The following is a 24,750-nucleotide window of genomic DNA, read 5'->3' on the forward strand; positions in this document are numbered from 1 at the left end:
CGCATCTGACCCAGATCAGGTGCGGGACCACAGGGCGTTTTCGCCCAGCTTTTCGACAAATGCATCATGCGCAGCGCGCTCATCCTCGGTAATCCGGGGCTGCAGTGGGTTGGGCCGTGGACCGGGGCGCCAAATGTCGCCACCGGTTGAGCTTTCGGCAGACGCCGAAGACAGGCCAAAATCTGGTTGGCGTCCGCCGATCAGCTCCAGATAGACTTCTGCCAGGATTTCCGAGTCGAGCAACGCACCGTGCAGAACCCGGTTCGAATTGTCGATGTTGAACCGCCGGCACAGCGCATCCAGCGAGGCGGGCGAGCCGGGAAACCGCTTGCGCGAGATCGCCAGCGTGTCCAGCGCCTGCTCCATCGGAATCGGGGGCAGGCCCATCCATCCCAACTCGGCATTGAGGAACTTCATGTCGAATGAAGCGTTGTGGATCACCAGCCGTGCATCCCCCACGAAATCGCGGAAGGCCTGCCCGACCTTCGCAAAGACAGGTTTGTCCTTCAGGGTGATCTGGCCCGGTTCGGCAGGTTGCGGCGGCTCCAGCAGGTCAGGGCCGATGCCGTGCACGCCGAAGGCCTCGGCCGGCATCGAGCGTTCGGGGTTGATGTAGACGTGATAGGTCTCGCCCGTGGCGACGTGGTTCCACAGCTCGATAGCCCCGATCTCGACGATCCGGTCGCCGCTTTCGGGATCGAATCCGGTGGTTTCCGTATCCAGTACGATTTCACGCATCTGTCAGTCCTGCCCTGATCTGCCTGACCACATCCTGCACCTGTGCGCGGGCATGGTCCAGAGTGTCGGTGACGATCACGAAATCCGCCCGCGCGCATTTTTCGTCATTCGGCATCTGCTTGGCGCGGATCTGCTCGAACTGCGCCTCGGTCATCGTGCCCCGCGCCATGACGCGGCGTTTCTGCTCGTCCGGGGGGATCGAAACGCAGGCCACCGCATCCATCTGCGCGTCGCCGCCGGTTTCGAAAAGCAATGGGATGTCAAAGACAAGGATGTCCGACTTGGCCGCCTGTCGAAACGCCTCGCGATCCTGGGCCACCAGCGGGTGCACGATGACTTCGATCCGTTTCAACGCGGTCGGATCGGCACCGATGATCCGTTTCAGGACATCACGGCTGACAGCGCCATTCTCGATGGCCTCGGGGAAGGCCGCGCGGATCGGTGCGACCGCCGCGCCGCCTGCCGCATACATCCGATGCACCGCGGCGTCGGCATCCCACACGGCGCAACCTTCCTGCGCGAACAGGTCGGCGGTGGTGCTTTTGCCCATGCCGATCGACCCGGTCAGACCCAGCGCAAAGCTCATCCCAGAACCGCTGCGCGGGTTTCTTCCGTAACCTCGGGGCGCAAGCCGAACCACCGCTCGAACCCGGGCACCGCCTGATGCAGCAACATGCCCAGCCCATCGACGACGGTACAGCCCGCAGCCTCGGCCTGTTCCAGAAGGCGGGTCTTCAACGGCGTGTAGACCAGATCAGTCACCACCGTTCCCGGCTGCAACCCGTCCAGCGGGACGCGCAGCTCGGGCTGACCCTGCATACCCAGCGACGTGGTGTTCACCACCAGTTCGGCGTTTTCGATCACGTTTCCGGCCTGGACCCAATCGACCACGGTGATGCGCTGGCCAAATTCCTCTTTAAGGTGATCGGCGCGCGACCGCGTGCGGTTGGTCAGCAGGATCTCGGGCACGCCGGCCTCGGCCAGCGCCTGCAGCACCGCCCGCGCGGCCCCGCCCGCGCCGAACACCACCGCCGGGCCATCCTGCGGCACCCAATCCGGCGCGCCCGCGCGCAGGTTCTGCATGAACCCGTACCCGTCGGTATTGTCTGCGTGAATCGAGCCATCGGACCGGAACACCAGCGTGTTCGCCGCCCCGACCACCGAGGCGCGGTCCGACACATGATCGGCCAGGCGCAACGCGGCCTCTTTGTGCGGAACAGTAACATTGGCCCCCACGAACCCGGCCTTGGGCAAGCAGCGCAGGACCGTTTCAAGATCGGCAGGCGCAACATCCATCGGCACATAATGGCCCGGCAAACCATAGGTCTTCAGCCAATAGCCATGCAGGGCAGGCGATCGGGAATGGGCAATCGGGTGTCCGATGACTCCGGCCAGTGGAATGCGTTTGTCGGTCATTGTTCGATCACCCCTCGGACCGCTAGAAAATTGAGCAGCTCCAGCAGGGGCATACCCAAGACGTTAAAATAGTCGCCGTCAATGCTGCTGAACAGACGCACACCCTCTTCTTCCAGCTTGTAGGCCCCGACCGCATGGCGAATGCTGTCCCAGTTGCGCGCGACATAGCCCTTCAGATAGGCATCCGAACTGGCGCGCATCCGCAACCGCACCTGACCGACATGGCGCCAGACCGGTTCGCCGTTCTGATAGATCACCGCCGCCGACAGCAGCATGTGACGCTTGCCGCGCATCGCCTTCAACTGCGCCAGCGCCTCTTCGGGCGTTTCGGGCTTGGACAGCAGGCGTCCGTCGAAATCCAGAACCTGGTCACAGCCCAGAACCATCGCGCCGGGCGTCTTGTCACTGATCTTGCGCGCCTTGAGCTCGGCCAGAGCGTCGGCGATGTCGCGGGGCGGCGCGCCCTCAGCCAGAAGCGCGCGTTTGGCGGTATCCTCGTCCACGCGGGCGACCTGGACGGAAAACGGCACTCGGGCGTTCCGCAGTAGCTGCGCGCGGATCTCGGACCCCGAGGCAAGAACGATGGGGACAGTCATGTGGAAAACCCCGTGGGCAAGTTGATCATTGGTTTTGAACGGTTTGTATGGTTTTCCAGTTGACACGCAAGCCCGCGATTTCGGCCTGAAACTTCCCCGAGTCGCTCAAAGACTGTCCGGTCGGGACAAGGATAACTCGGGATCTTGGGATTTCCTGTTCATCAAAAGATGTCCCTTGAGTTATCCCCAAGTCAGATCCGCGGTGTGTAACTTAACTTATTGTTTTTATTACGTAAAAACTGAAATCACCAGAATCACCCAGTTTTGGAATTTATTCATCCACCTGGGGAAAACTGGCGGACAAAACAATAATCCACGGATTTTGCCCACCCTACAAAACCATCATCCTTTCTCTTTTCTATTTTTTTTATTAGGGAGGGTCCGACCAGTGCCGGGAAACCCGATGACCGATCTTCTCTTCACGCTGTACCCTTGGGTGAAATCACTGCACATCATGGCGGTTATCTCGTGGATGGCAGGGCTGTTCTATCTGCCACGCCTGTTCGTCTATCACGTCGAAAAGGCACAAACCGTCGACGGCGCGCCTGAGATCTTCTTTGAAATGGAAGAAAAGCTGCTGCGCGTGATCATGCGACCGGCGATGATCGTGGCCTGGGTCTGTGGCCTCATCATGGTGTTCACTCCCGGCATCGTCGGGTGGGACTGGGCCTGGCCCTGGGTCAAGGGCGCAGCGGTAATCGGCATGACCTGGTTTCATCACTGGCTGATGGCCCGGCGCAAGGATTTCGTCGAAGGCCGCAATACGCTCACAGGGCGCCAGTACCGCATGATGAACGAGGTTCCGACCGTTTTGATGGTCATTATCGTTCTGGCGGTCATTCTGAAGTTCTGAGGGCTATTTCCGCACCGGTTTGACTCGGACGGCGACCCGCCTTATGTAGAGATCAACCCATCCGTCCGGATGGCGCATCTTCCTGTTTGAAATTCAACGCTGTGCCGCACCTCTGCGGCCAAGGTCCGTATCATCATGACAATCGAATCCCTGAACCTGTCCGATCTGAAGGCGAAAAGCCCCAAAGACCTTCTGGCCATGGCCGAAGAGCTCGAGATCGAAAACGCCTCGACCATGCGCAAGGGCGAGATGATGTTCCAGATCCTGCGCGAACGCGCAGACGAGGGCTGGACCGTGGGCGGCGACGGCGTGCTTGAGGTGCTGCAGGACGGCTTCGGCTTTCTGCGCTCGCCCGAGGCGAACTATCTGCCCGGCCCGGACGACATCTATGTCTCGCCCGACATGATCCGCCAGCATTCGCTGCGCACTGGCGACACGGTCGAGGGTGAGATAAAGGCTCCGGACGAGAATGAGCGCTATTTTGCGCTGACGAAGGTGACCAAGATCAACTTCGAAGACCCGGAAAAGGCCAAGCACAAGATCCTGTTCGACAACCTGACGCCGCTCTATCCGGATGAGCGGTTGAAGATGGAGATCGAGGATCCGACCATCAAGGACAAATCCGCCCGTGTGATCGACCTGGTCGCCCCGATCGGCAAGGGCCAGCGGTCGCTGATCGTGGCGCCGCCGCGGACCGGTAAAACGGTGATCCTGCAGAACATCGCGCACTCGATCGAGCGGAACCACCCGGAGTGCTACCTGATCGTCCTGCTGATCGACGAACGCCCTGAAGAGGTGACGGACATGCAGCGTTCGGTGAAGGGCGAGGTGGTATCCTCGACCTTTGATGAACCGGCGACCCGCCATGTGGCCGTGTCGGAGATGGTGATCGAAAAAGCCAAGCGCCTGGTCGAGCACAAACGAGATGTTGTTATTCTTCTCGACTCGATCACAAGACTTGGTAGAGCGTTCAACACCGTGGTGCCGTCGTCGGGCAAGGTTCTGACCGGTGGTGTGGACGCCAACGCGCTGCAGCGGCCCAAGCGGTTCTTCGGTGCGGCGCGCAACATCGAAGAGGGCGGTTCGCTGACCATCATCGCCACCGCGCTGATCGACACTGGCAGCCGGATGGACGAAGTGATCTTTGAAGAATTCAAGGGCACAGGTAACTCGGAGATCGTTCTGGATCGCAAGATCGCAGACAAGCGGGTGTTCCCGGCCATCGACATCCTCAAGTCCGGCACCCGGAAAGAGGACCTGCTGGTCGACAAGGGCGATCTGGCCAAAACCTTCGTTCTGCGCCGTATCCTCAACCCGATGGGCACAACCGACGCGATCGAGTTCCTGTTGTCCAAGTTGAAACAGACCAAGACCAATTCCGAGTTCTTCGACTCGATGAATACCTGATACGGTCTTGTAACCGACGCGAGGCCTTCGAATGGATACGATATTCGCCTTGGCCAGCGCGCAAGGCAAGGCAGGGGTTGCTGTGATCCGCCTGTCAGGACCGCAGTCGCACCACGCGGCCAAGGTTCTGTCGGGTGGAGATTTGCCGTTGCGTGGCATGTGCCTGCGTGAGTTGCGAGCACCTGACGGGTCGCGCCTGGATGACGGGCTGGTTCTGACCTTCCACGGCCCGTCCAGCTTTACCGGCGAAGATGTGGCCGAGCTGCAGATCCATGGCAGCACGGCTTCGGTCAACGCGGTTCTGCGCGTCTTTTCCGAAATGCCGGATCTGCGACTGGCTGAGCCGGGCGAGTTCACCCGGCGTGCTCTTGAAAACGGGAAGATGGACCTTGCCCAGGTCGAAGGCTTGGCCGATCTGATCGACGCAGAGACCGAGGCCCAACGCAAGCAGGCTCAGACCATTTTGGCTGGCGAGTTGGGCGACCTGGCGGAACGGTGGCGGCGGGATTTGATCCGGGCGGCCTCATTGCTGGAGGCTGTCATCGATTTTGCCGATGAAGACGTGCCAACGGATGTGTCACCCGAAGTCCGATCGCTTGTAACTGCTGTCATGGCGGATCTGGAGCGGGAGGCGAAGGGCGTGAGGATTGCCGAGCGGATTCGCACCGGCTTTGAAGTGGCTATCGTCGGCCCACCGAACGCGGGCAAGTCGACCTTGCTGAATGCGCTTGCGGGCCGAGAGGCGGCAATTACTTCGGAATATGCAGGCACCACCCGCGATATTATCGAGGTGCGGATGGACCTGGCAGGCTTGCCGGTCACGTTGCTGGATACGGCCGGGTTGCGCGAAACCGAGGACCACGTAGAGGGTCTTGGGATCGCTCTGGCCAGAAAGCGGGCGGAAAATGCCGACCTTCGCGTATTTCTGACCGAGGACCCGGAAGCGTTGGGAATCGGTATGCAATCCGGCGACATCCAGGTTTTGCCGAAGTCCGACCTTCGTTCAGACGGGACCGAGGGTGTATCGGGGAAGACAGGTCAGGGAATCGACCGCCTGATCCACAACATATCGGTAGTCTTGAGAGAACGAACCGCAAGTTCTGGTATTGCCACCCGAGAACGTCATCGTGTTGCAATGCTGAAATCCTCGGCCGCTCTGTCCGAATCGCTCAGCGTTCTGGATTCCGGCCCGGACCTGTACGATATTGCAGCAGAAGAGCTGCGAACCGCCATCCGCGCGTTGGAGTCTTTGGTCGGTCGAGTAGATGTGGAAAATCTGCTGGACGAAATTTTCGCCAGCTTTTGTTTGGGTAAATGAGGAGTGTTTCACGTGAAACATTCGGAGTTTGACGTCGTCGTTATCGGAGCGGGGCATGCGGGGGCCGAGGCGGCCCATGCCGCGGCCCGGATGGGTGCGCAGACAGCTTTGGTAACACTTTCGGAATCCGACATCGGCGTCATGTCATGCAATCCGGCGATCGGCGGACTTGGAAAAGGCCACCTGGTTCGAGAGATCGACGCGATGGACGGCGTTATGGGGCGGGTTGCAGACCGGGCGGGAATCCAGTTCCGCCTTCTGAATCGCCGTAAAGGGCCTGCCGTTCAAGGGCCCCGCGCGCAGGCCGACCGCGCGCTGTACCGGGCTGCAATGCAACAGGAAACAAAGGCGCGCAAGAACCTCGAAGTCATTACCGGAGAAGTCATAGATTTCCGAATGGACGGTCATCGCGTTGTCGGGGTGGTTCTGTCCGATGGATCTGAAATCCCTGCGAAAACGGTTATTCTGACCTCGGGCACGTTTCTGCGGGGCGTGATCCATATCGGCGATATTCACAGGCCCGGAGGCCGTATGGGCGACAGGCCGTCTGTACGACTGGCTGAGCGGTTGGATAGCTATGACCTGCCGATGGCGCGGCTGAAAACCGGGACACCTCCGCGCCTAGATGGGCGCACGATCGACTGGGACGGATTGGAACGGCAGGACGGTGATGATGACCCGACCATGTTCTCATTCTTGTCCAAAACACCGGTGGCGCCGCAGATATCTTGCGGTATCACTCACACGAACGCGCAAACCCATGAAATTATCGAGAAGAACCTGAGTCGCTCTGCGATGTATGGGGGGCATATCGAGGGAGTGGGGCCGCGATATTGCCCTTCGATCGAAGACAAGATCGTTCGGTTTGCGGATAAGGACTCTCATCAGATTTTCCTGGAGCCTGAGGGGGTCAATGACCACACGGTGTATCCAAACGGGATTTCGACCTCGCTGCCGCAGGATGTCCAAGTCGAGTATGTCCGATCCATCAAAGGCCTTGAGTCTGCAGAGATCTTACAGCCGGGCTACGCCATTGAATACGACTATGTGGACCCGCGTGTGTTGAACGCGTCCTTGGCCTTGCCGGATATCCCAGGACTATATCTTGCGGGGCAGATCAATGGAACCACAGGATATGAGGAGGCGGCCGCTCAGGGCTTAGTCGCAGGCCTGAATGCCGCGCTGGAAGTTCAGGGGCGAGATGCAATTCATTTTACCCGAGCCAATAGCTATATTGGTGTGATGATTGACGATCTGACCACACGGGGTGTAGCGGAACCGTATCGGATGTTCACCTCGCGCGCCGAATTCCGTCTGTCCTTGCGCGCGGACAATGCGGATCAACGCCTTACGCCGCAAGGCTTGGAGATTGGGTGTATATCGGATCATCGTCGCCTGGTTTTTGAAACAAAAATGGAAAAGCTGAGTGCTGTGAAGTCAGTACTGACCGAACGGACCTATACTCCCAAGGAGATTCGCGCAGCTGGGATCGAAGTGAATCAGGATGGTAACCGCAGGGACGGAATGGCAATCTTGGCATTTCCGAACGTGTGCTTCGAGGATCTTGTGCCGCTGATCCAGCAGCTGGAGGATGTCGACCAAGACACCCGCCGACAGATCGAAAGGGACGCGCTGTATGCAAACTACATAGCTCGGCAACAACGAGACGTCGAAGCCATGAAGCGCGACGAAACCCATGCCATACCCGCGGATTTTGACTACTCCTCGCTTACAGGCCTTTCGAATGAGTTGAAGCAAAAGCTGTCAGCCGCGCGACCGGCAAACATTGCCCAGGCGAGCCGCGTGGAGGGTGTTACGCCTGCTGCTTTGACCTTGGTACTGGCAAAACTCAGAAGCAGTCAGAGAGCAAAAAAGGCATGAACGGCGACTCGTGCGCTTCGCCCGATGGCTTGAGTGTTTCACGTGAAACATTCGAAAAGCTGTCAATCTTTGTCGATCTTCTGCGGAAGTGGAATCCAAAGATTAACTTGGTTTCGCGCAGCACTCTGCCTGAAGTTTGGTCGCGGCACGTAAAGGACTCGATCCAGGTCTTTAATTTGGTTGAGCCAAAAAACCACTGGGTCGACCTGGGAAGCGGTGGGGGATTTCCAGGGCTGGTCTGCGCGATACTGGCCGCTGAAGCATCGCCCGAGACGGAATTTTCCCTGGTTGAGAGCGATCAAAGAAAATCGGCGTTTTTGCGGACCGTCATCCGTGAAACCCAGGCCAACTGCTCGGTGATTTCAAAGCGGATCGAGGCAGTTGATCCCTTGGGCGCTGACGTCCTGTCCGCAAGGGCGCTCGCGGACCTGGCGACTTTATTGTCATTCTGTGACAGGCATTTAAAGGAAGATGGAGTGGCCGTGTTTCCCAAAGGCGCCACCTGGAAAAAAGAAATCGACGCGGCCCAACGGGAATGGAATTTTTTCACGGAGACAGCTAATAGTTTAACTGACCCCCAGGCTGTCATCCTGAAGATCAAAGGAGTCTCATGTGGTTGATCTGTCGCGCCCTGCAGGACCTCGTATCATGGCGGTTGCCAATCAGAAGGGTGGGGTTGGCAAGACCACGACAGCGATCAATCTGGCGGCGGGTTTGGCCGAGGCAGGATGCAAGGTTCTGGTCGTGGATCTGGACCCGCAGGGAAATGCGTCCACCGGGCTTGGGGTCGAGGATCGTGATTGGACCACGTATGATTTGATCCTGGACGAGGCGCCCTTGGAGGCCGTCGTGCAGGAAACCGAAATCGAAAACCTCAGTATCGTTCCGGCCACGGTTGACCTCAGCTCGGCAGATATTGAGCTGATCTCGAATGAAAAACGCAGCTACTTGCTGCACGACGCGCTCAGGCAACCGGCGATCGACAAATTCGGTTTTGATTTTGTTCTGATCGACTGCCCGCCGTCCCTCAATCTGCTGACAGTCAACGCGATGGTGGCGGCGCATTCGGTGTTGGTTCCGTTGCAAAGCGAGTTCTTTGCGCTGGAAGGCCTGTCGCAACTGATGCTGACGATTCGAGAGGTTCGACAGTCCGCGAATCCAGACCTCAGAATCGAAGGTATTGTGTTGACCATGTATGACAACCGCAACAACTTGTCCCGGCAGGTCGAAAAGGATGCGCGTGACAATCTGGGAGAGATGGTATTTAAAACCAAGATACCCAGAAATGTCCGGGTCAGCGAAGCGCCGTCATTTGCACTTCCGGTCCTTCAATATGACTCGGGGTCTCTGGGGGCGATGGCGTACCGGCATCTGGCACGCGAAATCATGCAAAAGAACAAAAAAGTGGCTGCCTGAGCGGCTGTCAGGAGGGCGAAGTGAGCGCCAGAAAAGGAAAACCTCGCGGATTGGGGCGCGGCTTGTCCGCCTTGATGGCGGATGTATCACAGGATCCTGAAGGCCGGGTCACGGCTGAACCACGTCGGCCGGACATGAAGGTTCCGATCGAGAAGCTGCGGGCCAACCCGAATCAGCCGCGCCGCACATTCTCGCAGGATCAACTGGACGAGCTTGCTGCCTCGGTCAAAGAGAAAGGGATTATCCAGCCCCTGATCGTTCGCCCGGTCGGCGGCGGCGAATATGAAATCGTCGCGGGTGAGCGCCGCTGGCGCGCCGCGCAGATGGCGCAGTTGCACGACATTCCGGTCATCGTGCGCGAATTTGACGACACCGAAGTACTTGAAGTCGCCATCATCGAAAACATCCAGCGCGCTGATCTGAACGCCGTGGAGGAGGCCGCTGGCTACAAGCAGTTGATGGATCGGTTCGGCCACACCCAGGAAAAGTTGGCCGAAGCCCTGGGTAAAAGCCGCAGCCATATTGCCAACCTTCTGAGGCTGTTGTCACTGCCGGGTGACGTTCAAGCCCTTGTTATTGAAGGTAAAATCTCGGCCGGACACGCGCGCGCCCTTATCACTGCGGATAATCCGTCCGAACTGGCGAAAACTGTCGTGAAAGACGGCTTGTCAGTCCGCGCGACCGAAGCGCTGGTCAAGAAGCAGCAACAGGGCGACAAAGATCGTCCCGCACCGCGGTCGCGTGACCTCAATGCAGGCAAGGACGCAGATACGCGGGCTTTGGAAAAAGACCTTTCCGCGATTCTGGCGATGAAGGTGGTCATCAACCACAAGCCCGGAACCGAGACCGGGCAGGTCGTGCTGACCTATGAAAACCTGGATCAACTGGATGATCTCTGCGCAAAGCTCAGCCGTTAGGGCGTGACCAGATAAAGATCATCACCGCGCCCAAGGTCACGGCCTGAATAATCAGGACATGGCTGGGCACAGAGACCAGAACCGACAAACCAAAGACGGCGGCAACCGACAGGGTCGCCGCCTTTTTTGCGGCTGGCCGGATCGCGCCCGAGGTTTGCCAATCAAGGATTAACGGACCGAAGGTTCGGTGAGACATCAGCCAGTTGTGCAGACGGGAAGAAGAGCGCGCGAAACAGAAGGCGGCCAACAGTAGGAACGGAACGGTGGGCAGCAGGGGCAGGGCAACGCCGATCATGGCCAAGGCGACGCAGAGCAATCCAAATGTGGCCCACAAATAGTGCATGACTAATCCAGCAACTCACGGATCACCGCATTGAGAACCGCGCGGCCGTCAGCAGTGGCGGAAACGCGGGGGCCGTCTTGGGCGATCATTCCGATGTCCTGCAGGTAGCCCAGTTTGCGTTGCGGCAAAGGGTGCCCGGACAGGCAATTGAAACGGTCCATATCTAGACCCCCAGTCAAGCGAAGGCACATCATGAGGTATTCATTCGCTTGTTCTTCGGCGGTCAGCGGGGTCCGCAGCTTTTCGCCATTTCCTTGCGTGGCAGCATTCAGCCACGCGGTCGGAGCCAAATGGGTTTCGGTTGCGATCCGTTGGCCGTTCACCGTGACCCTTCCATGTGCGCCCGGTCCGATGCCGACATAATCGCCATAGCGCCAATAGATCAGGTTGTGCCGAGACTCGGCCCCGGGAACAGCGTGGTTCGACACCTCGTAGGCGGGCATGCCGTGGGCTTCGCAGATCTCTTGCGTGGCCAGATACATATCGGCTGCGTTGTCGTCCTCGGGCAGGCCACGCAGCTTGCCGACAGAGTAGCGGTCGCCGAATGCGGTGCCGGCCTCGATGGTCAGCTGGTACAGCGACAGATGGTCGATCGTCATCGACAGCGCCTCGGTCAGCTCGGCGCGCCAGGCTTCAAGCGTCTGGTACTGGCGGGCATAGATCAGGTCAAAGCTGACCCGGTCGAAACAGGTGCGAGCGATGTCGAAGGCCGCGCGTGCCTCGGCCACGCTGTGGATGCGGCCCAGCCGCCGCAGATCTTCGTCATTCATCGCCTGAATGCCCATCGAGATCCGGTTCACGCCCGCATCGCGATAGGCGGCGAACCGTCCGGCGTCGACCGAGCCGGGATTGGCCTCGAGCGTGATTTCCATGTCATTGGCGGGCCGCCAAAGGCTGCGGGCGGTGTCGATCACGGCGGCGACGGTTTCGGGCGCCATAAGCGATGGGGTGCCGCCTCCAAAGAAGATCGTGTTCAGAACCCGGTCGGGGGTTTCGGCGGCCGCGCGCTTCAGTTCAGATAGATAGGCGTCAAGCCATTGTTTTTGATCAATATTTCTGGAAACATGGCTGTTGAAATCGCAATAGGGGCACTTGGCCTCGCAAAAGGGCCAATGCACGTACAGGCCAAAGCCCCCGTTGCGCCAATCATCCGCCAAAGCAGCCTTTCACGAACAGCTCGACCGCGCGACCACGATGGCTGATCTTGTTCTTTTCCCAGCGATCCATCTCGGCAAAGGTAATGTCGAATCCTTCAGGGACGAACATCGGATCATAGCCGAACCCGTCCTTGCCGCGGATCGGCCAGACCAGATGACCGGGTGCGACGCCCTCGAACACCTCGTCATGGCCGTCGGGCCAAGCCAGTACCAGCGTGCAGCGGAACTGGGCGGTGCGAGGATGCGGGGCGTTGCGCGCCTCAAGCTCGGTGTGGGCGCGGGTCATGGCCATCAGGAAATCGCGGCCATTTCCGGTTTCGGCCCAGTCGGCGGTGTACACGCCCGGCGCGCCGTCCAGCGCATCGATGGTGATGCCGGAATCGTCGGACAGGGCGGGCAGGCCGGTGGCCTGTGCGGCGGCGTGGGCCTTGATGCGCGCGTTGCCGACGAACGTGTCCTCGGTCTCTTCGGGTTCGGGCAGGTTCATCTCGGCCGCGCCCACGACGGTCACGCCAAAGGGCTCGAGCAGATGGGCCATCTCCTCGAGCTTGCCTTTGTTGTGCGTGGCCACCAACAGCCGATCACCTTCGAACCGGCGGGTCATGCGGTGACGGCCTTTTGCGCGGCCACCAGCTCGGACACGCCTTTTTCGGCCAGTTCCATCAGCTGATCCATCTGCGCGCGGCTGAAGACGGAACCTTCGGCGCTCATCTGCACCTCGATCAGCTTGCCCGAGCCGGTCATGATGAAGTTGCCGTCAACGCCGGCCTCGCTGTCTTCGGGATAGTCCAGGTCCAGAACCGGCTGGCCGGCATAGATGCCGCAGGATACGGCGGCGACCGGATCGACCAGCGGGTCCGAGATCACGTCACCGGCCTTCATCAGCTTGTTCACCGCCAGCCGCAGCGCGACCCAGCCGCCGGTGATCGAGGCGCAACGGGTGCCGCCATCGGCCTGCAGCACGTCACAATCCACGGTGATCTGGCGTTCGCCCAAGGCGACGCGGTCGACCCCGGCGCGCAGGGCGCGGCCGATCAGGCGCTGGATCTCGACGGTCCGGCCACCCTGTTTGCCACTGGCGGCCTCACGCCGCATCCGGGTGTTTGTCGCGCGGGGCAGCATGCCGTATTCGGCGGTGACCCAGCCCAGGCCCGACCCCTTGATAAAAGGCGGCACGCGATCCTCGATCGTGGCGGTACACAGAACATGGGTGTCGCCGATCTTGATCAGGCAGGAACCTTCGGCATGTTTGGTAAACCCGGTCTCGATTGAAACCGTGCGCATTTCGCTTAAATCTCGTCCAGAGGGTCGCATGAGATATCCTTTGTCTGCTGGCTTGGGGATAACGCCCGGCATGGCAGCGATGCAACCCCGATTGACCTTTCTGTTGGCAGCTATTTAATGACCACCCAGCAAGGGAACCACCGATGAGTGAAGCGAGCAAAATTCTGGACGAGTTGAACGACCGGTCGCGGGAAGTGTTTCGCCTGATCGTCGAAAGCTATCTGGAAAGCGGCGAGCCTGTCGGCAGCCGCACCCTCAGCCGGTCGCTCAGTGAAAAAGTCAGCGCGGCAACGGTTCGCAATGTCATGCAGGATCTCGAGTTTCTGGGCCTTTTGGGCAGTCCGCATGTCAGCGCCGGCCGGGTGCCCACACAGGTTGGGCTGCGCATGTTCGTCGACGGCCTGCTGGAAGTTGGCGACCTGGGCGAGGACGACCGCAAGAAGCTGGATGAGACGCTGGGCAGCAATTCCGGTGATGTCAGCGGTATGCTGGATCGCGTCGGGGCCGCCTTGTCGAACGTCACGCATGGCGCGTCGCTGGTGCTGACACCCAAGCACGAATCCGAAATCAAGCATATCGAGTTCGTTTCCCTGGGCCATGACCGGGCCCTGGTGGTATTGGTTTTCGCAGATGGCCATGTGGAGAACCGGCTGTTCACGCCACCACCGGGTCAGACGCCCAGTTCGATGCGTGAGGCGGCCAATTTCCTGAACGCCCTGATCGAGGGCCGGAAACTGTCCGATGTGCGCCGGATGATCCAGACCGAGATTGCGGCGCGCAGGCAAGAGATCGACGTGCTGGCCCGCGAGCTTGTGGAAAGCGGCCTTGCGGCCTGGGAGGGCGAGGCGTCGGACTCGGCGCGTCTGATCGTGCGTGGTCGGGCGAATCTGCTGGGCGACACCGGTCAGGAAGAGGAGCTGGAGCGAATCCGGGTCCTGTTTGACGATCTGGAACGCAAGCGTGACATAGCCGAATTCCTCGAATTGACCGAGGAAGGCGAAGGCGTGCGCATTTTTATCGGCTCGGAGAACAAACTTTTCTCACTTTCGGGTTCCTCTTTGGTGGTGTCTCCTTATATGAACGCTGATCGAAAGATAATCGGCGCCGTTGGCGTGATCGGGCCGACCCGTTTGAACTATGGGCGGATCGTGCCGATCGTGGACTATACGGCGCAACTGGTTGGGAAACTGATTTCCGATCGGAGCTAGAGGGTAAAAGATGGCAGAGCCGAAGAACGAAGACTTTCTGGACGACATTGCAACTGCCGAGGCGGAAGAACTGGCCGAGGAGATGGCCGAGATCAGCGAAGAAGCGCTGGAACTGGATGCCCTGAAGGCCGAGCGCGACGAGTTGCGCGACAAGTTCATGCGCGCCCTGGCGGATGCGGAAAACGCACGCAAGCGTGGCGACAGGGCCCGCCGTGAGGCCGAACAGTATGGTGGGTCCAAATTGGCGCGCGACATGCTGCCGGTCTACGACAACATGAAACGAGCGCTCGAGGCGGCTACGGACGAGCAGAAAGAGGTCGCAGCCGGCCTGATCGAAGGTGTCGAGCTGACCATGCGCGTGTTGAAGGACGTATTCCAGAAACACGGGATCGAGGTGATCACACCCGAGGTTGGCGACAAGTTCGACCCGAATCTGCACGAAGCCATGTTCGAAGCCCCTGTGCCGGGCACCAAAGCGGGCGAGATCATCCAGGTCTCGGCCGAAGGGTTCATGCTGCATGACCGCCTGCTGCGTCCGGCGCAGGTGGGGGTCAGCTCGACCCCGGCCAGCTGACGGGCCAGTGCTTCACTGACAATTGAATGGGGCGGTCAGGATTTGGCCGCCTCTTTCAGTTTGTAGATCAGGTCCAGCGCTTCGCGCGGGGTCAACTCGTCCGGCAGGATCTGGTCCAGCATGTCGGTGATTGGCGAGGCCTTCGCAACCGGTGGCGGCGGGGGCGGTGCTGCGGAAAACAGCGGCAGATCATCGATCAGCGCTTTTTGCTTGCCGCCCTCGCGCTCGGTCTTCTCCAACTGGTCCAGAACCACCCGTGCGCGCTCGACGACCGAAGCCGGCAAGCCCGCCAGTTGCGCGACCTGCACGCCATAGGACCGGTCGGCCGCGCCCTTGTGGACCTCGTGCAGGAAGATCACCTCGCCCTCCCATTCCTTGACCGCGACGGTGGCGTTTTCGACGCCCTCCAGCTTGCCGGCCAGCGCGGTCAGTTCGTGGTAATGGGTGGCGAACAGGGCGCGGCAGCGGTTGGCGGCGTGCAGATGTTCCAGCGTGGCCCAGGCGATGGACAGGCCGTCATAGGTGGCGGTGCCGCGCCCGATTTCATCGAGGATCACCAACGCCCGGTCATCGGCCTGGTTGAGGATGGCCGCGGTTTCCACCATCTCGACCATGAAGGTCGACCGGCCCCGCGCCAGATCGTCGGAGGCGCCCACGCGGCTGAACAACTGGCTGACCAGTCCGATATGCGCGCGTTCGGCTGGAACGAAACTGCCCATTTGCGCCAGCAGCGCGATCAGCGCGTTCTGGCGCAGGAAGGTCGATTTACCCGCCATGTTCGGACCGGTCAGCAACCAGATGGCCGCTCCGTCCTCTGCGCTGAGGTCGCAGTCATTGGCGATGAAAGCATCACCGGATTGCTGGCGCAGCGCGTGTTCCACCACCGGGTGGCGGCCCGCGACGATGTCGAAGGCGCGCGAGCCGTCCACCTGAGGGCGGCACCAGTTCTCGCCCCGCGCCAGATCGGCCAGCGCGGTGGTCAGGTCCAACTCGGCCAGCCCTCGCGCGGCCTGATTGACGCGGGCAGCTTGGGCTAGAATCTCGTCAGAAAGCCTTTTATAGAGCCGCTTTTCGATCTCAAGCGCCAGGTTTCCGGCGTTCAGGATGCGGGTTTCGATCTCGCTGAGTTCGACCGTGGTGAACCGCACCTGGTTAGCGGTGGTCTGGCGATGGATATAGGTCTCGCTGAACGGCGGGTTCAGCATCTTTTCGGCATGGGTGGCCGTGGTTTCGATGAAATAGCCCAGCACGTTGTTGTGCTTGATCTTCAACGAGGCGATGCCGGTATGTTCCGCGTATTTCTGCTGAAACCCGGCAATGACCGAGCGCCCCTCGTCGCGCAGGGTGCGGGCCTCGTCCAGTTCGGCGTCGAAACCGGGGGCGATGAAGCCGCCATCGCGCGCCAGCAGCGGCGGGTCGGCGACCAGCGCCTGATCCAGCAGGTCGAGCAGGTCGTCGAAGCCCACAAGGTTCTGCACCGCGGTCGCCAGCAGCACCGGCAGGTCCTGACCGGCGCAGATCTCGGCAATCGCCTGCGCCTGTGCCAGCCCGTTGCGGATGGCGGCCAGATCGCGCGGGCCGCCGCGCTCCAGCGACAGGCGCGACAGGGCGCGGTCTAGATCGGGCGTCTTGCGCAGCGCCTCGCGCAGATCGGCGGCGATCAGGCTGTCCTGCGCGGCAAAATCGACCGCGTCCAGTCGGGCATGGATCACATCTAGATTGCGCGAGGGGCTGGACAGGCGTTGTTCCAACAGGCGCGCGCCGCCCGGGGTCACCGTGCGGTCCACCACCGACAGCAGCGACCCGGCCCGTCCGCCCGACAAGGACCGTGTCAATTCCAGGTTGCGGCGGGTGGCCGCGTCGATCTGCACGACGCGATCCTCGGATTCCTTCATCGGCGTCTGCAGCAGCGGCAGTTTGCCCTTCTGCGTGATCTCCAGATAGTCGATCAGCGCGCCCATGGCCGAGATCTCGGCCCGGCCAAAGCTGCCGAACGCGTCCAGCGTGCCCACGTGAAACAACCCGCAGATGCGTTTTTCCGCCGCAGTGCTGTCGAAACTGGCCCGCCCGATGGGGGTGAGTGCGATGCCAAGGTCACCGACCGTGTCGCGCAGATTGGCCTCGGATCCATCGGCCACGATCAGCTCGGACGGGGCCAGCCGGGCCAGCTCGGGGCTGAGGCGCACCGAGGTCAGCGGCATCACGTGAAACGCCCCGGTCGAAATGTCGGCCCAGGCCAGCGCGGCCTCGTCGCGCACCTCGGCATAGGCGGCCAGAAAGTTGTGGCGACGTGCCTCCAGCAGGGCGTCTTCGGTCAGGGTGCCGGGGGTGACAAGGCGCACGACATCGCGCTTTACCACCGATTTAGAGCCTCTTTTTTTGGCCTCGGCCGGGCTTTCCATCTGTTCGCAGACCGCGACGCGAAAGCCCTTGCGGATCAGCGTCAGCAGATAGCCCTCGGCCGAATGCACCGGCACGCCGCACATGGGGATGTCGTCGCCATTGTGCTTGCCGCGCTTGGTCAGGGCGATGTCCAGCGCCTCGGCGGCGTTCACGGCGTCTTCAAAGAACATCTCGTAGAAATCGCCCATGCGGTAGAACAGCAGGGCGTCTTTGTGGGCCTCTTTGATTTCCAGGTATTGCGCCATCATCGGCGTGACGTTGGACAAGGCTGCTCCCCTCTGGCGTATTCCGGCGCGACCTTACAAATCCCCCAACCGCGACGAAAGGTGAAATCGCATAGTCGTTGAGGCGCGCCCGCGCCTGCGGTATGAGGCGAAAAGCCCCGAAGTCATGGAACCGACCGTCAAAATGCCCAAAGCGAAGATCACCAAAGAAGAGGCGCTGGCCTTTCACCTGGAACCCACCCCCGGCAAGTGGGAGGTGCAGGCCACCGTTCCCATGACCACGCAGCGCGATCTGTCGCTGGCCTACAGCCCCGGCGTGGCGGTTCCGTGTGAAGCCATCGCCGAAAACCCCGAGACCGCCTATGACTATACCAACAAGGGCAACCTTGTGGCCGTGATCTCGAACGGGACGGCGGTTCTGGGGCTGGGCAACCTGGGCGCTCTGGGGTCCAAGCCGGTGATGGAGGGCAAATCGGTCCTGTTCAAGCGCTTCGCCGACGTGAACTCGATCGATATCGAACTGGACACCGAGGACCCGGACGAATTCTGTCGCGCGGTCAAGCTGATGGGGCCGACCTTCGGCGGCATCAACCTGGAAGACATCAAGGCGCCCGAGTGCTTCATCATCGAACAGCGCCTGAAGGAAGAGATGGACATCCCCGTCTTTCACGACGACCAGCACGGCACGGCGGTGATCTGCGCGGCGGGGCTGATCAACGCGCTGCACATCTCGGGCAAAAAGATCGAGGACGTGAAGATCGTCCTCAACGGGGCCGGGGCGGCGGGGATTGCCTGTATCGAACTGCTCAAGTCGATGGGCGCCCGCCATGAAAACTGCATCGTCTGCGACACCAAGGGCGTGATCTACCAGGGCCGGACCGAGGGGATGAATCAGTGGAAATCGGCGCATGCGATTTCGACCGAGCTGCGTACGCTGGAAGAGGCCATGAAGGGCGCTGACGTGTTTCTGGGCGTATCCGTCAAGGGCGCGGTCACGCAGGAGATGGTCGCCAGCATGGCCGACAATCCGGTGATCTTCGCCATGGCCAACCCCGATCCGGAAATCACCCCGGAAGAGGCGCACGAGGTGCGCGTTGACGCGATCGTGGCCACCGGGCGCAGCGACTACCCCAACCAGGTCAACAACGTTCTGGGCTTTCCCTACCTGTTCCGCGGGGCGCTGGACATTCACGCCCGCGCCATCAATGACGAGATGAAGATCGCCTGCGCCCACGCGCTGGCCCGTCTGGCGCGCGAGGATGTGCCCGACGAGGTGGCGCTGGCTTATGGCAAATCGCTGACCTTCGGGCGCGACTACATCATTCCCACGCCATTTGATCCGCGCCTGATCTATCGCATTCCGCCGGCCGTGGCGAAGGCGGGGATGGACACCGGCGCGGCCCGGCGGCCGATCATCGACATGGAGGCCTATGAGTTGAGCCTCAAGTCGCGCATGGACCCGACCGCCAGCATTCTGCGCGGCCTGAACGCCCGGGCCCGCGCGGCGCAAAGCCGGATGATCTTTGCCGAGGGCGACGATCCGCGGGTTTTGCGCGCGGCGGTGACGTATCAGCGGTCGGGCTTCGGCAAGGCGCTGGTCGTGGGCCGGCCCGACGACGTGAAGACCAAGCTGGAAGCCGCCGGTCTGGGCGACGCGGTGCGCGAATTGGAGGTGGTCAACGCCGCCAACACCACGCATCTCGATGCCTACAAGGACTTTCTGTACCAGCGGTTGCAGCGCAAAGGCTTTGACCGCAAGGACATCCACCGCCTGGCCGCGCGCGACCGGCATGTGTTCTCGGCCCTGATGCTGGCGCATGGGCATGGCGACGGTCTGGTGACCGGGGCCACCCGCAAATCGGCGCATGTGCTGGACCGCATCAGCCATGTGTTCGACGCCGACGCCGCCCATGGCGCCGCCGGGATCACCGCGCTGCTGCACAAGGGCCGGATCGTGCTGATCGGCGACACGCTGGTGCATGAATGGCCCGACGAGAACGATCTGGCGACGATTGCCGAACGCGCCGCCACGGTTGCCCGCCACATGGGGCTGGAGCCTCGGGTGGCCTTCGTCAGCTTCTCGACCTTCGGCTATCCGGTCTCCGAGCGGACCGAAAAGCTGTACAAAGCCCCGCAAGTGCTGGAGGCGCGCGGCGTCGATTTCGAATACGAAGGCGAAATGACCGTCGACGTGGCGCTGAACGCCCACCAGCAAGAGGCCTATCCCTTCTGCCGCCTGACCGGGCCGGCCAACATCCTGATCGTGCCCGCGCGGCACTCGGCCTCGATTTCCACCAAGCTGATGCAGGAGATGGCCGGAGCCACGGTGATCGGCCCGATCCTGACCGGCATCGACAAGCCGATCCAGATCTGTTCGACCGGCTCGACCGCGAATGACATCCTGAACATGGCCATCCTGGCCTCGTGCGACATGGCGTGATCCGATGGCAATCTGGAACCTGGGCTCGATCAACGCCGACATGGTCTACGCGCTGCCGCACCTGCCGGCGCCGGGTGAAACCCTTGCGGCCAGCGGTTTGCAGCGGTTTCTGGGCGGCAAGGGCGCGAACATGTCAGTTGCGGCGGCGCGGGCCGGGGCGCATGTGCGCCACATCGGCGCCGTGGGGTCCGACGGGCTGTGGGCACGCGACCGGTTGACGGAATATGGGGTCGACACACGGCACATCGCGCAGGTCGATCAGCCCACGGGCCATGCGATCATCGCGGTGGATGCGCAGGGCGAAAACCTGATCATCCTGTACCCCGGCGCCAACCACGCGATCGGCGCCGATCAGGTTTCCGCTGCGCTGGCAGACTCTGACACGGGCGATCTTCTGGTGTTCCAGAACGAGACCACCGCACAGGTTGAGGCCGCGAAGCTGGGCCGCGAGCGGGGTCTGACCGTGTGCTATGCCGCAGCCCCCTTCAGCGCGGCGGCGGTTCAGGCGGTGCTGCCCTATCTGGAATTCCTGATCCTGAACGAGGTCGAAGCCGCCCAACTGCATCAGGCCACCGGGCTGGCCCCGGCCGATCTGCCGGTCGAACATGTGATCGTCACGCTGGGGTCAAAAGGCGCCCGCTATCATCAACGCGGCGAGGCGGCGGCAGAGTTTCCCGCCCACAAGGTCAAGGCCGTGGACACGACCGGGGCAGGGGACACCTTTACCGGATATGTCCTGGCCGGAATGGACCGCGGGATGCCGATGGCGCAGGCCATCACCCAGGCCAACCGGGCCGCTGCGCTGATGGTGATGCGACCCGGCACGGCAGACGTCATTCCCGATCTGAAAGAGGTGCGCGAGGCCGCACTGGATTAAGATCCGGCAAACGGCGCGGTGCTGCCCCACAGCTGCCGGACCCGCGCATCGCGGCCGCAGGCCTTGCGATAGGCCTTGTAGGCGTTCAGCTGGCGTTTCGGCCCGAACCGGGTGAACACCAGCTTTTTGCCCTTGTAGTAATCCTGATGATAGGCCTCGGCCGGATAGAACGCCCCAAGCGGCATGACCGGAGTCACGATGGCCTGACCCAGCACACGCTGCGCATCGGCCTTGCTGCGTTCGGCCAAAGCTTTTTCGCCCGTGTCAGAGACAAAAATCGCTGTGCGATAGCTCTCACCCCGGTCACAGAACTGCCCGCCCGCATCGGTGGGATCGACCGAGCGGAAAAACAGGTTCAGCAGGGTTTCACGGGAAACGCGGGTCGGGTCGAAGGTGATCTGCACCGCCTCGTAATGGCCGGTGCCGCCGCTCGTGACCTGGCTGTAGGTGGGGTTCGGAGTCGTGCCGCCGGTGTAACCCGAAACCGCCTCGATCACGCCGGGCACGGATTCGAAATCGGCCTCGACGCACCAGAAACAGCCGCCCGCCACGGTCAGCGTCTCGGTTCCGGCCGCCGGGGAAGGCTGAGCGCGCAGGATCAACGCCAGCGCAATCAGCGCAAACAGAAGGGTCAGCTTGATCTGGTCGAGGCAACGGGTCATGGCGGATCTCCTTTCCGCCTAAGGCTGCCGCGCAACGGGGCGGCTGACAATCGGCTGAAACCGTTTGTCACGCGGTGGTGAGTCGAGTTTATCGCCTAGCCCAGCAGCTGCCCCAGCTTCATCGCGACGCCCATGTCGCCCGAGATCTTGAGCTTGCCCATCATCACCCCGGTCATCGGGTTCAGCTTGCCGGTCAGCAGTTTGCCCAGATTGTCGCGCGAGATGCGGATGGTGCAATCGGTCTCGCGGTCCTGGGTGGTGGCCGTGTTGTCGGCCAGAACGATCACGCCATCGGCGCCGCAATCGAATTTCAACGAGCCGTCAAAGCGTTTATCGGCCAGCCCTTTCTGGATTCCCTCGGCGATCTCCTGCAGCATCCCTGCCTCCCTTTTTCGCACTTGCGTTTGGGGTGACAGAGGGCAGGGGCCGGGGCAAGCGTGACCTTACGGGAAACCGCTCAGCCCAGGGCCTGCTGCGTGCGCGGGCAGGGCTGACCGTCGTAGAACGCATCCAGAACCGCCTGGAATTCGGGAGGCGCATCGGGCACGGTGGCGAACAGGGTCATGGACGACCGCAGCTTCTTGGCATCCACCTTGCCCAGAATCTCGGCCGGGTCCTTGCCTGCGTGGGTCAGCATCAGCCGGGCCACCTCGGTCAGGCGGCGGCGCAGTTCGGGGTGGGCCAGATAGGCGGCAGCCTCGTCCAGATCCTCGATCCCGTAGAGCTGCGCCATGTGCGACTGGCCCAGCTCGGCCAGTTGCGGAAAGACGAACCACATCCAATGGCTCGTCTTCTGCCCCTGTTCCAGTTCGCGCAGGACATCGGACCAGACCGTGTCCTGCGCTTCGATGAACATTTCCAGTTCGTCGTCCAGGCCGTCATCCTCGGTCACTTGGACAACCGCTTGTCGCGCGCCGCCAGCAGCTTGAGCCGCAGCGCGTTCAACTGGATGAAGCCCGCAGCGTCTTTCTGGTCATAGGCACCGGCGTCTTCCTCGAAAGTCACATGCGCCTCGGAATACAGCGAATGATCCGACCAGCGGCCGACCGTCGAGGCCAGACCCTTGTACAGCTTCACGCGGACGGTGCCGGTGACATGTTCCTGGCTCTTGTCGATGGCGGCCTGAAGCATCTCGCGCTCGGGGCTGTACCAGAAGCCGTTGTAGATCAGCTCGGCATATTGCGGCATCAGCTGGTCCTTCAGGTGCATCGCGCCGCGGTCCATGGTGATGGATTCGATCCCGCGATGCGCCTCCAGCAGGATGGTGCCGCCCGGTGTTTCGTAGATGCCGCGCGACTTCATGCCCACGAACCGGCCCTCGACCAGATCCAGACGACCGATGCCATGCTTGCCGCCGTATTCGTTCAGCTTGGTCAGCAGGGTGGCGGGGCTCATCGCCTCGCCATTGATGCTGACCGGGTCGCCTTTTTCAAAGCCGATCTCGATATATTCGGGCTCGTTCGGGGCGTCCTCGGGGTGGACGGTACGCTGATAGACATAGTCGGGCGCCTGTACAGCGGGGTCTTCCAGAACCTTGCCCTCGGACGAGGTATGCAGGAGGTTCGCATCCACCGAGAAGGGTGCCTCGCCCCGCTTGTCTTTGGCGATCGGGATCTGGTGCGCCTCGGCAAATTCCAGCAGCTTGGTGCGGCTGCTCAGGTCCCACTCGCGCCAGGGCGCGATCACCTTGATGTCAGGATTCAGCGCATAGGCCGCCAGTTCGAACCGCACCTGGTCATTGCCCTTGCCGGTGGCGCCATGCGCCACTGCGTCAGCGCTGGTTTCCTTGGCGATCTCGATCAGGCGCTTCGAGATCAGCGGACGCGCGATCGAGGTGCCCAGCAAGTACAGCCCTTCGTACTGCGCATTGGCGCGGAACATGGGGAAGACGAAATCGCGGACGAACTCCTCGCGGATGTCCTCGATATAGATGTTCTCGGGCTTGATCCCCAGCAGCTCGGCCTTCTGGCGGGCGGGCTCAAGCTCTTCGCCCTGACCCAGATCGGCGGTGAAGGTCACCACCTCGCAGCCATACTCGGTCTGCAGCCATTTCAGGATGATCGAGGTATCAAGGCCACCGGAATAGGCCAGAACAACTTTCTTGGGCGCGGACATCTGACTTCCCCTTATGCGTAAGACGATTGGCCCCTAGCGGGTTTTCGACGTGGGGGCAAGAAGCTGTGGATTGACCGGGCGGCGGAATTGCAGTCAAACGGTATCAACCATGGATTGATCAAGGAAATTTCGGAATGCTCGGATGGAATATTTTTGCCCACTCGCTTCGGATGGTTTTTGGCAATCTCAAGCAGGTGGCGCAAATCGTTATCGGACCGGCCGTAATCGGAACGGTTGCAATCATCGGCCTGTTCATGGTGTCCGGAATTCCACTTGAGGCATTCGATGACAATCCGAACGGGCTGCCGCCGGGAGTGAACCCGGGGGCCATTGTTCTGTTCGCGTTTCTCCTGTTCGTCGTGATGGTCCTCATCATGGGCTGGATCGCGGTGGCCTGGCACAGATACATTCTTCTGGAAGAGTATCCTTCCGGCGTGCTGCCTACCTTTCGGTTCGATCGCATTCTGGCCTATTTCGGACGCGGACTGATGCTCGGGATCCTGATGGCAATTGCATTCCTGCCGATGGGGATCCTGACAGGCATGCTGGGCGAAGGACTGATCGCCGTTTCGATCATCTTGACCATCGGCTACCTGGTTTTCCTGGCTATTTGCTTCTATCGGCTGTCCATCATCCTGCCGGCTGCGGCAATCGGCCAGCCGATCACGTTGGCCGAGGCTTGGAACAACACTCTGGGTACCGGAGGTACAATCGTCGTTCTTATCGTGGTCTCGTTCCTGTTTCAGTTTCTGGTTCAGCTGGCGATCGGAGTTTTGTCGATCATTCCGGTACTGGGTGTATTGATCGCCCTGTTTTTCGGGATTCTGATCCTGCCGATGATCAACGTCAGCATCCTGACCACGATGTACGGCGTGTTCATCGAAAAGCGCGAACTGGGCTGATCGCCCGTACACCGATGTA

The 24,750-nt window shown here is 61.2% G+C and carries 25 protein-coding genes; 12 read left to right on the forward strand and 13 right to left on the reverse strand.

Annotation, left to right across the window (positions count from 1 at the left end):
• Positions 1-15: 15 nt before the first annotated feature.
• From dnaQ to ACR0LD_RS11015, 4 genes are read right to left on the reverse strand one after another with little or no spacing between them, the layout of a single operon-like run.
• Entirely contained in the window at positions 16-738 is a 723-nt protein-coding gene (gene dnaQ, locus ACR0LD_RS11000; RefSeq protein WP_480636944.1) for a DNA polymerase III subunit epsilon, read from the reverse strand.
• A complete protein-coding gene (coaE, locus tag ACR0LD_RS11005) occupies positions 731-1,324 on the reverse strand; it encodes a dephospho-CoA kinase (RefSeq protein ID WP_480636945.1) in 594 nt (197 codons plus the stop codon). Before coaE ends, dnaQ begins: the two co-directional genes overlap by 8 nt.
• Positions 1,321-2,154: a shikimate dehydrogenase gene (locus ACR0LD_RS11010; RefSeq protein WP_170433534.1), complete on the reverse strand. Its 834-nt coding sequence runs from the start codon at positions 2,152-2,154 to the stop codon at positions 1,321-1,323. The genes coaE and ACR0LD_RS11010 overlap by 4 nt, the downstream gene beginning before the upstream one ends.
• Positions 2,151-2,750 (reverse strand): Maf family protein, encoded by a 600-nt coding sequence (locus ACR0LD_RS11015; protein WP_480636947.1) that lies wholly within the window; start codon positions 2,748-2,750, stop codon positions 2,151-2,153. The genes ACR0LD_RS11010 and ACR0LD_RS11015 overlap by 4 nt, the downstream gene beginning before the upstream one ends.
• Positions 2,751-3,153: 403 nt before the next feature.
• Here ACR0LD_RS11015 and ACR0LD_RS11020 point away from each other — a divergent pair, with 403 nt between their 5' ends.
• The 7 genes from ACR0LD_RS11020 (at position 3,154) to ACR0LD_RS11050 (ending at position 10,542) form a co-directional block, all read left to right on the forward strand.
• Positions 3,154-3,603, forward strand: coding sequence for a CopD family protein (locus ACR0LD_RS11020; protein WP_170525529.1), 450 nt, complete (start codon positions 3,154-3,156; stop codon positions 3,601-3,603).
• Between the two features lie 135 nt (positions 3,604-3,738).
• Entirely contained in the window at positions 3,739-5,010 is a 1,272-nt protein-coding gene (gene rho / locus ACR0LD_RS11025; protein WP_170342621.1) for a transcription termination factor Rho, read from the forward strand.
• Positions 5,011-5,041: 31 nt separating this feature from the next.
• Positions 5,042-6,328, forward strand: coding sequence for a tRNA uridine-5-carboxymethylaminomethyl(34) synthesis GTPase MnmE (gene mnmE / locus ACR0LD_RS11030; protein WP_480636950.1), 1,287 nt, complete (start codon positions 5,042-5,044; stop codon positions 6,326-6,328).
• A gap of 12 nt (positions 6,329-6,340) precedes the next feature.
• Positions 6,341-8,209, forward strand: a complete 1,869-nt coding sequence (gene mnmG, locus ACR0LD_RS11035; protein ID WP_480636951.1) for a tRNA uridine-5-carboxymethylaminomethyl(34) synthesis enzyme MnmG — start codon at positions 6,341-6,343, stop codon at positions 8,207-8,209.
• Positions 8,206-8,829 (forward strand): 16S rRNA (guanine(527)-N(7))-methyltransferase RsmG, encoded by a 624-nt coding sequence (gene rsmG, locus ACR0LD_RS11040; protein ID WP_480636953.1) that lies wholly within the window; start codon positions 8,206-8,208, stop codon positions 8,827-8,829. The genes mnmG and rsmG overlap by 4 nt, the downstream gene beginning before the upstream one ends.
• Positions 8,822-9,625 (forward strand): ParA family protein, encoded by an 804-nt coding sequence (locus tag ACR0LD_RS11045; RefSeq protein ID WP_315901682.1) that lies wholly within the window; start codon positions 8,822-8,824, stop codon positions 9,623-9,625. Before rsmG ends, ACR0LD_RS11045 begins: the two co-directional genes overlap by 8 nt.
• 20 nt (positions 9,626-9,645) lie before the next feature.
• The gene (locus ACR0LD_RS11050) at positions 9,646-10,542 is read left to right on the forward strand and encodes a ParB/RepB/Spo0J family partition protein (protein ID WP_480636955.1); all 897 of its coding nucleotides are present in this window, start codon (positions 9,646-9,648) and stop codon (positions 10,540-10,542) included.
• On the opposite strand, the gene ACR0LD_RS11055 is transcribed toward ACR0LD_RS11050, so the two are convergent.
• The 4 genes from ACR0LD_RS11055 to rph are packed head-to-tail and all read right to left on the reverse strand — an operon-like array spanning position 10,532 to position 13,356.
• On the reverse strand, positions 10,532-10,885 hold the full coding sequence (locus tag ACR0LD_RS11055) for a YbaN family protein (RefSeq protein ID WP_170361108.1): 354 nt from the start codon (positions 10,883-10,885) through the stop codon (positions 10,532-10,534). The two genes, ACR0LD_RS11050 and ACR0LD_RS11055, sit on opposite strands and share 11 nt — an antisense overlap.
• Positions 10,886-10,887: 2 nt before the next feature.
• Positions 10,888-12,042, reverse strand: a complete 1,155-nt coding sequence (gene hemW, locus ACR0LD_RS11060) for a radical SAM family heme chaperone HemW (protein WP_480636957.1) — start codon at positions 12,040-12,042, stop codon at positions 10,888-10,890.
• Positions 12,032-12,646, reverse strand: coding sequence for an RdgB/HAM1 family non-canonical purine NTP pyrophosphatase (gene rdgB, locus ACR0LD_RS11065; RefSeq protein ID WP_170361113.1), 615 nt, complete (start codon positions 12,644-12,646; stop codon positions 12,032-12,034). Before rdgB ends, hemW begins: the two co-directional genes overlap by 11 nt.
• Positions 12,643-13,356, reverse strand: coding sequence for a ribonuclease PH (gene rph, locus ACR0LD_RS11070; protein WP_480636959.1), 714 nt, complete (start codon positions 13,354-13,356; stop codon positions 12,643-12,645). Before rph ends, rdgB begins: the two co-directional genes overlap by 4 nt.
• Before the next feature lie 113 nt (positions 13,357-13,469).
• Between rph and hrcA the strand changes: the two genes are divergently transcribed.
• Positions 13,470-14,534 carry a heat-inducible transcriptional repressor HrcA gene (gene hrcA / locus ACR0LD_RS11075; RefSeq protein WP_170342649.1) on the forward strand — a complete coding sequence of 355 codons (1,065 nt, stop codon included), beginning with the start codon at positions 13,470-13,472 and terminating at the stop codon, positions 14,532-14,534.
• 10 nt (positions 14,535-14,544) lie between these two features.
• Positions 14,545-15,108, forward strand: coding sequence for a nucleotide exchange factor GrpE (locus ACR0LD_RS11080; RefSeq protein ID WP_093963902.1), 564 nt, complete (start codon positions 14,545-14,547; stop codon positions 15,106-15,108).
• A 35-nt stretch (positions 15,109-15,143) separates the two neighbouring features.
• Here ACR0LD_RS11080 and mutS read toward each other — a convergent pair whose 3' ends face one another.
• Positions 15,144-17,759: a DNA mismatch repair protein MutS gene (mutS, locus tag ACR0LD_RS11085; RefSeq protein WP_480637406.1), complete on the reverse strand. Its 2,616-nt coding sequence runs from the start codon at positions 17,757-17,759 to the stop codon at positions 15,144-15,146.
• 160 nt (positions 17,760-17,919) lie between these two features.
• Here mutS and ACR0LD_RS11090 point away from each other — a divergent pair, with 160 nt between their 5' ends.
• A complete protein-coding gene (locus ACR0LD_RS11090) occupies positions 17,920-20,175 on the forward strand; it encodes an NADP-dependent malic enzyme (RefSeq protein ID WP_170342651.1) in 2,256 nt (751 codons plus the stop codon).
• 4 nt (positions 20,176-20,179) lie between these two features.
• Positions 20,180-21,052, forward strand: coding sequence for a ribokinase (locus ACR0LD_RS11095; RefSeq protein ID WP_480636961.1), 873 nt, complete (start codon positions 20,180-20,182; stop codon positions 21,050-21,052).
• On the opposite strand, the gene msrA is transcribed toward ACR0LD_RS11095, so the two are convergent.
• From msrA to ACR0LD_RS11115, 4 genes are all read right to left on the reverse strand, one after another.
• Positions 21,049-21,714 (reverse strand): peptide-methionine (S)-S-oxide reductase MsrA, encoded by a 666-nt coding sequence (gene msrA, locus ACR0LD_RS11100; RefSeq protein WP_480636963.1) that lies wholly within the window; start codon positions 21,712-21,714, stop codon positions 21,049-21,051. The genes ACR0LD_RS11095 and msrA overlap by 4 nt on opposite strands.
• Before the next feature lie 95 nt (positions 21,715-21,809).
• Entirely contained in the window at positions 21,810-22,091 is a 282-nt protein-coding gene (locus ACR0LD_RS11105) for an SCP2 sterol-binding domain-containing protein (RefSeq protein ID WP_093963906.1), read from the reverse strand.
• 80 nt (positions 22,092-22,171) lie between these two features.
• Positions 22,172-22,570, reverse strand: a complete 399-nt coding sequence (locus tag ACR0LD_RS11110; RefSeq protein WP_170373210.1) for a DUF1810 domain-containing protein — start codon at positions 22,568-22,570, stop codon at positions 22,172-22,174.
• 32 nt (positions 22,571-22,602) lie between these two features.
• On the reverse strand, positions 22,603-23,829 hold the full coding sequence (locus ACR0LD_RS11115; RefSeq protein WP_480636966.1) for an argininosuccinate synthase: 1,227 nt from the start codon (positions 23,827-23,829) through the stop codon (positions 22,603-22,605).
• A 134-nt stretch (positions 23,830-23,963) separates the two neighbouring features.
• On the opposite strand from ACR0LD_RS11115, the gene ACR0LD_RS11120 reads away from it, so the two are divergent.
• The gene (locus ACR0LD_RS11120; protein ID WP_170364369.1) at positions 23,964-24,731 is read left to right on the forward strand and encodes a hypothetical protein; all 768 of its coding nucleotides are present in this window, start codon (positions 23,964-23,966) and stop codon (positions 24,729-24,731) included.
• The last annotated feature ends 19 nt before the right edge of the window (positions 24,732-24,750 follow it).

Source organism: Ruegeria sp. BF8 (assembly GCF_056538625.1).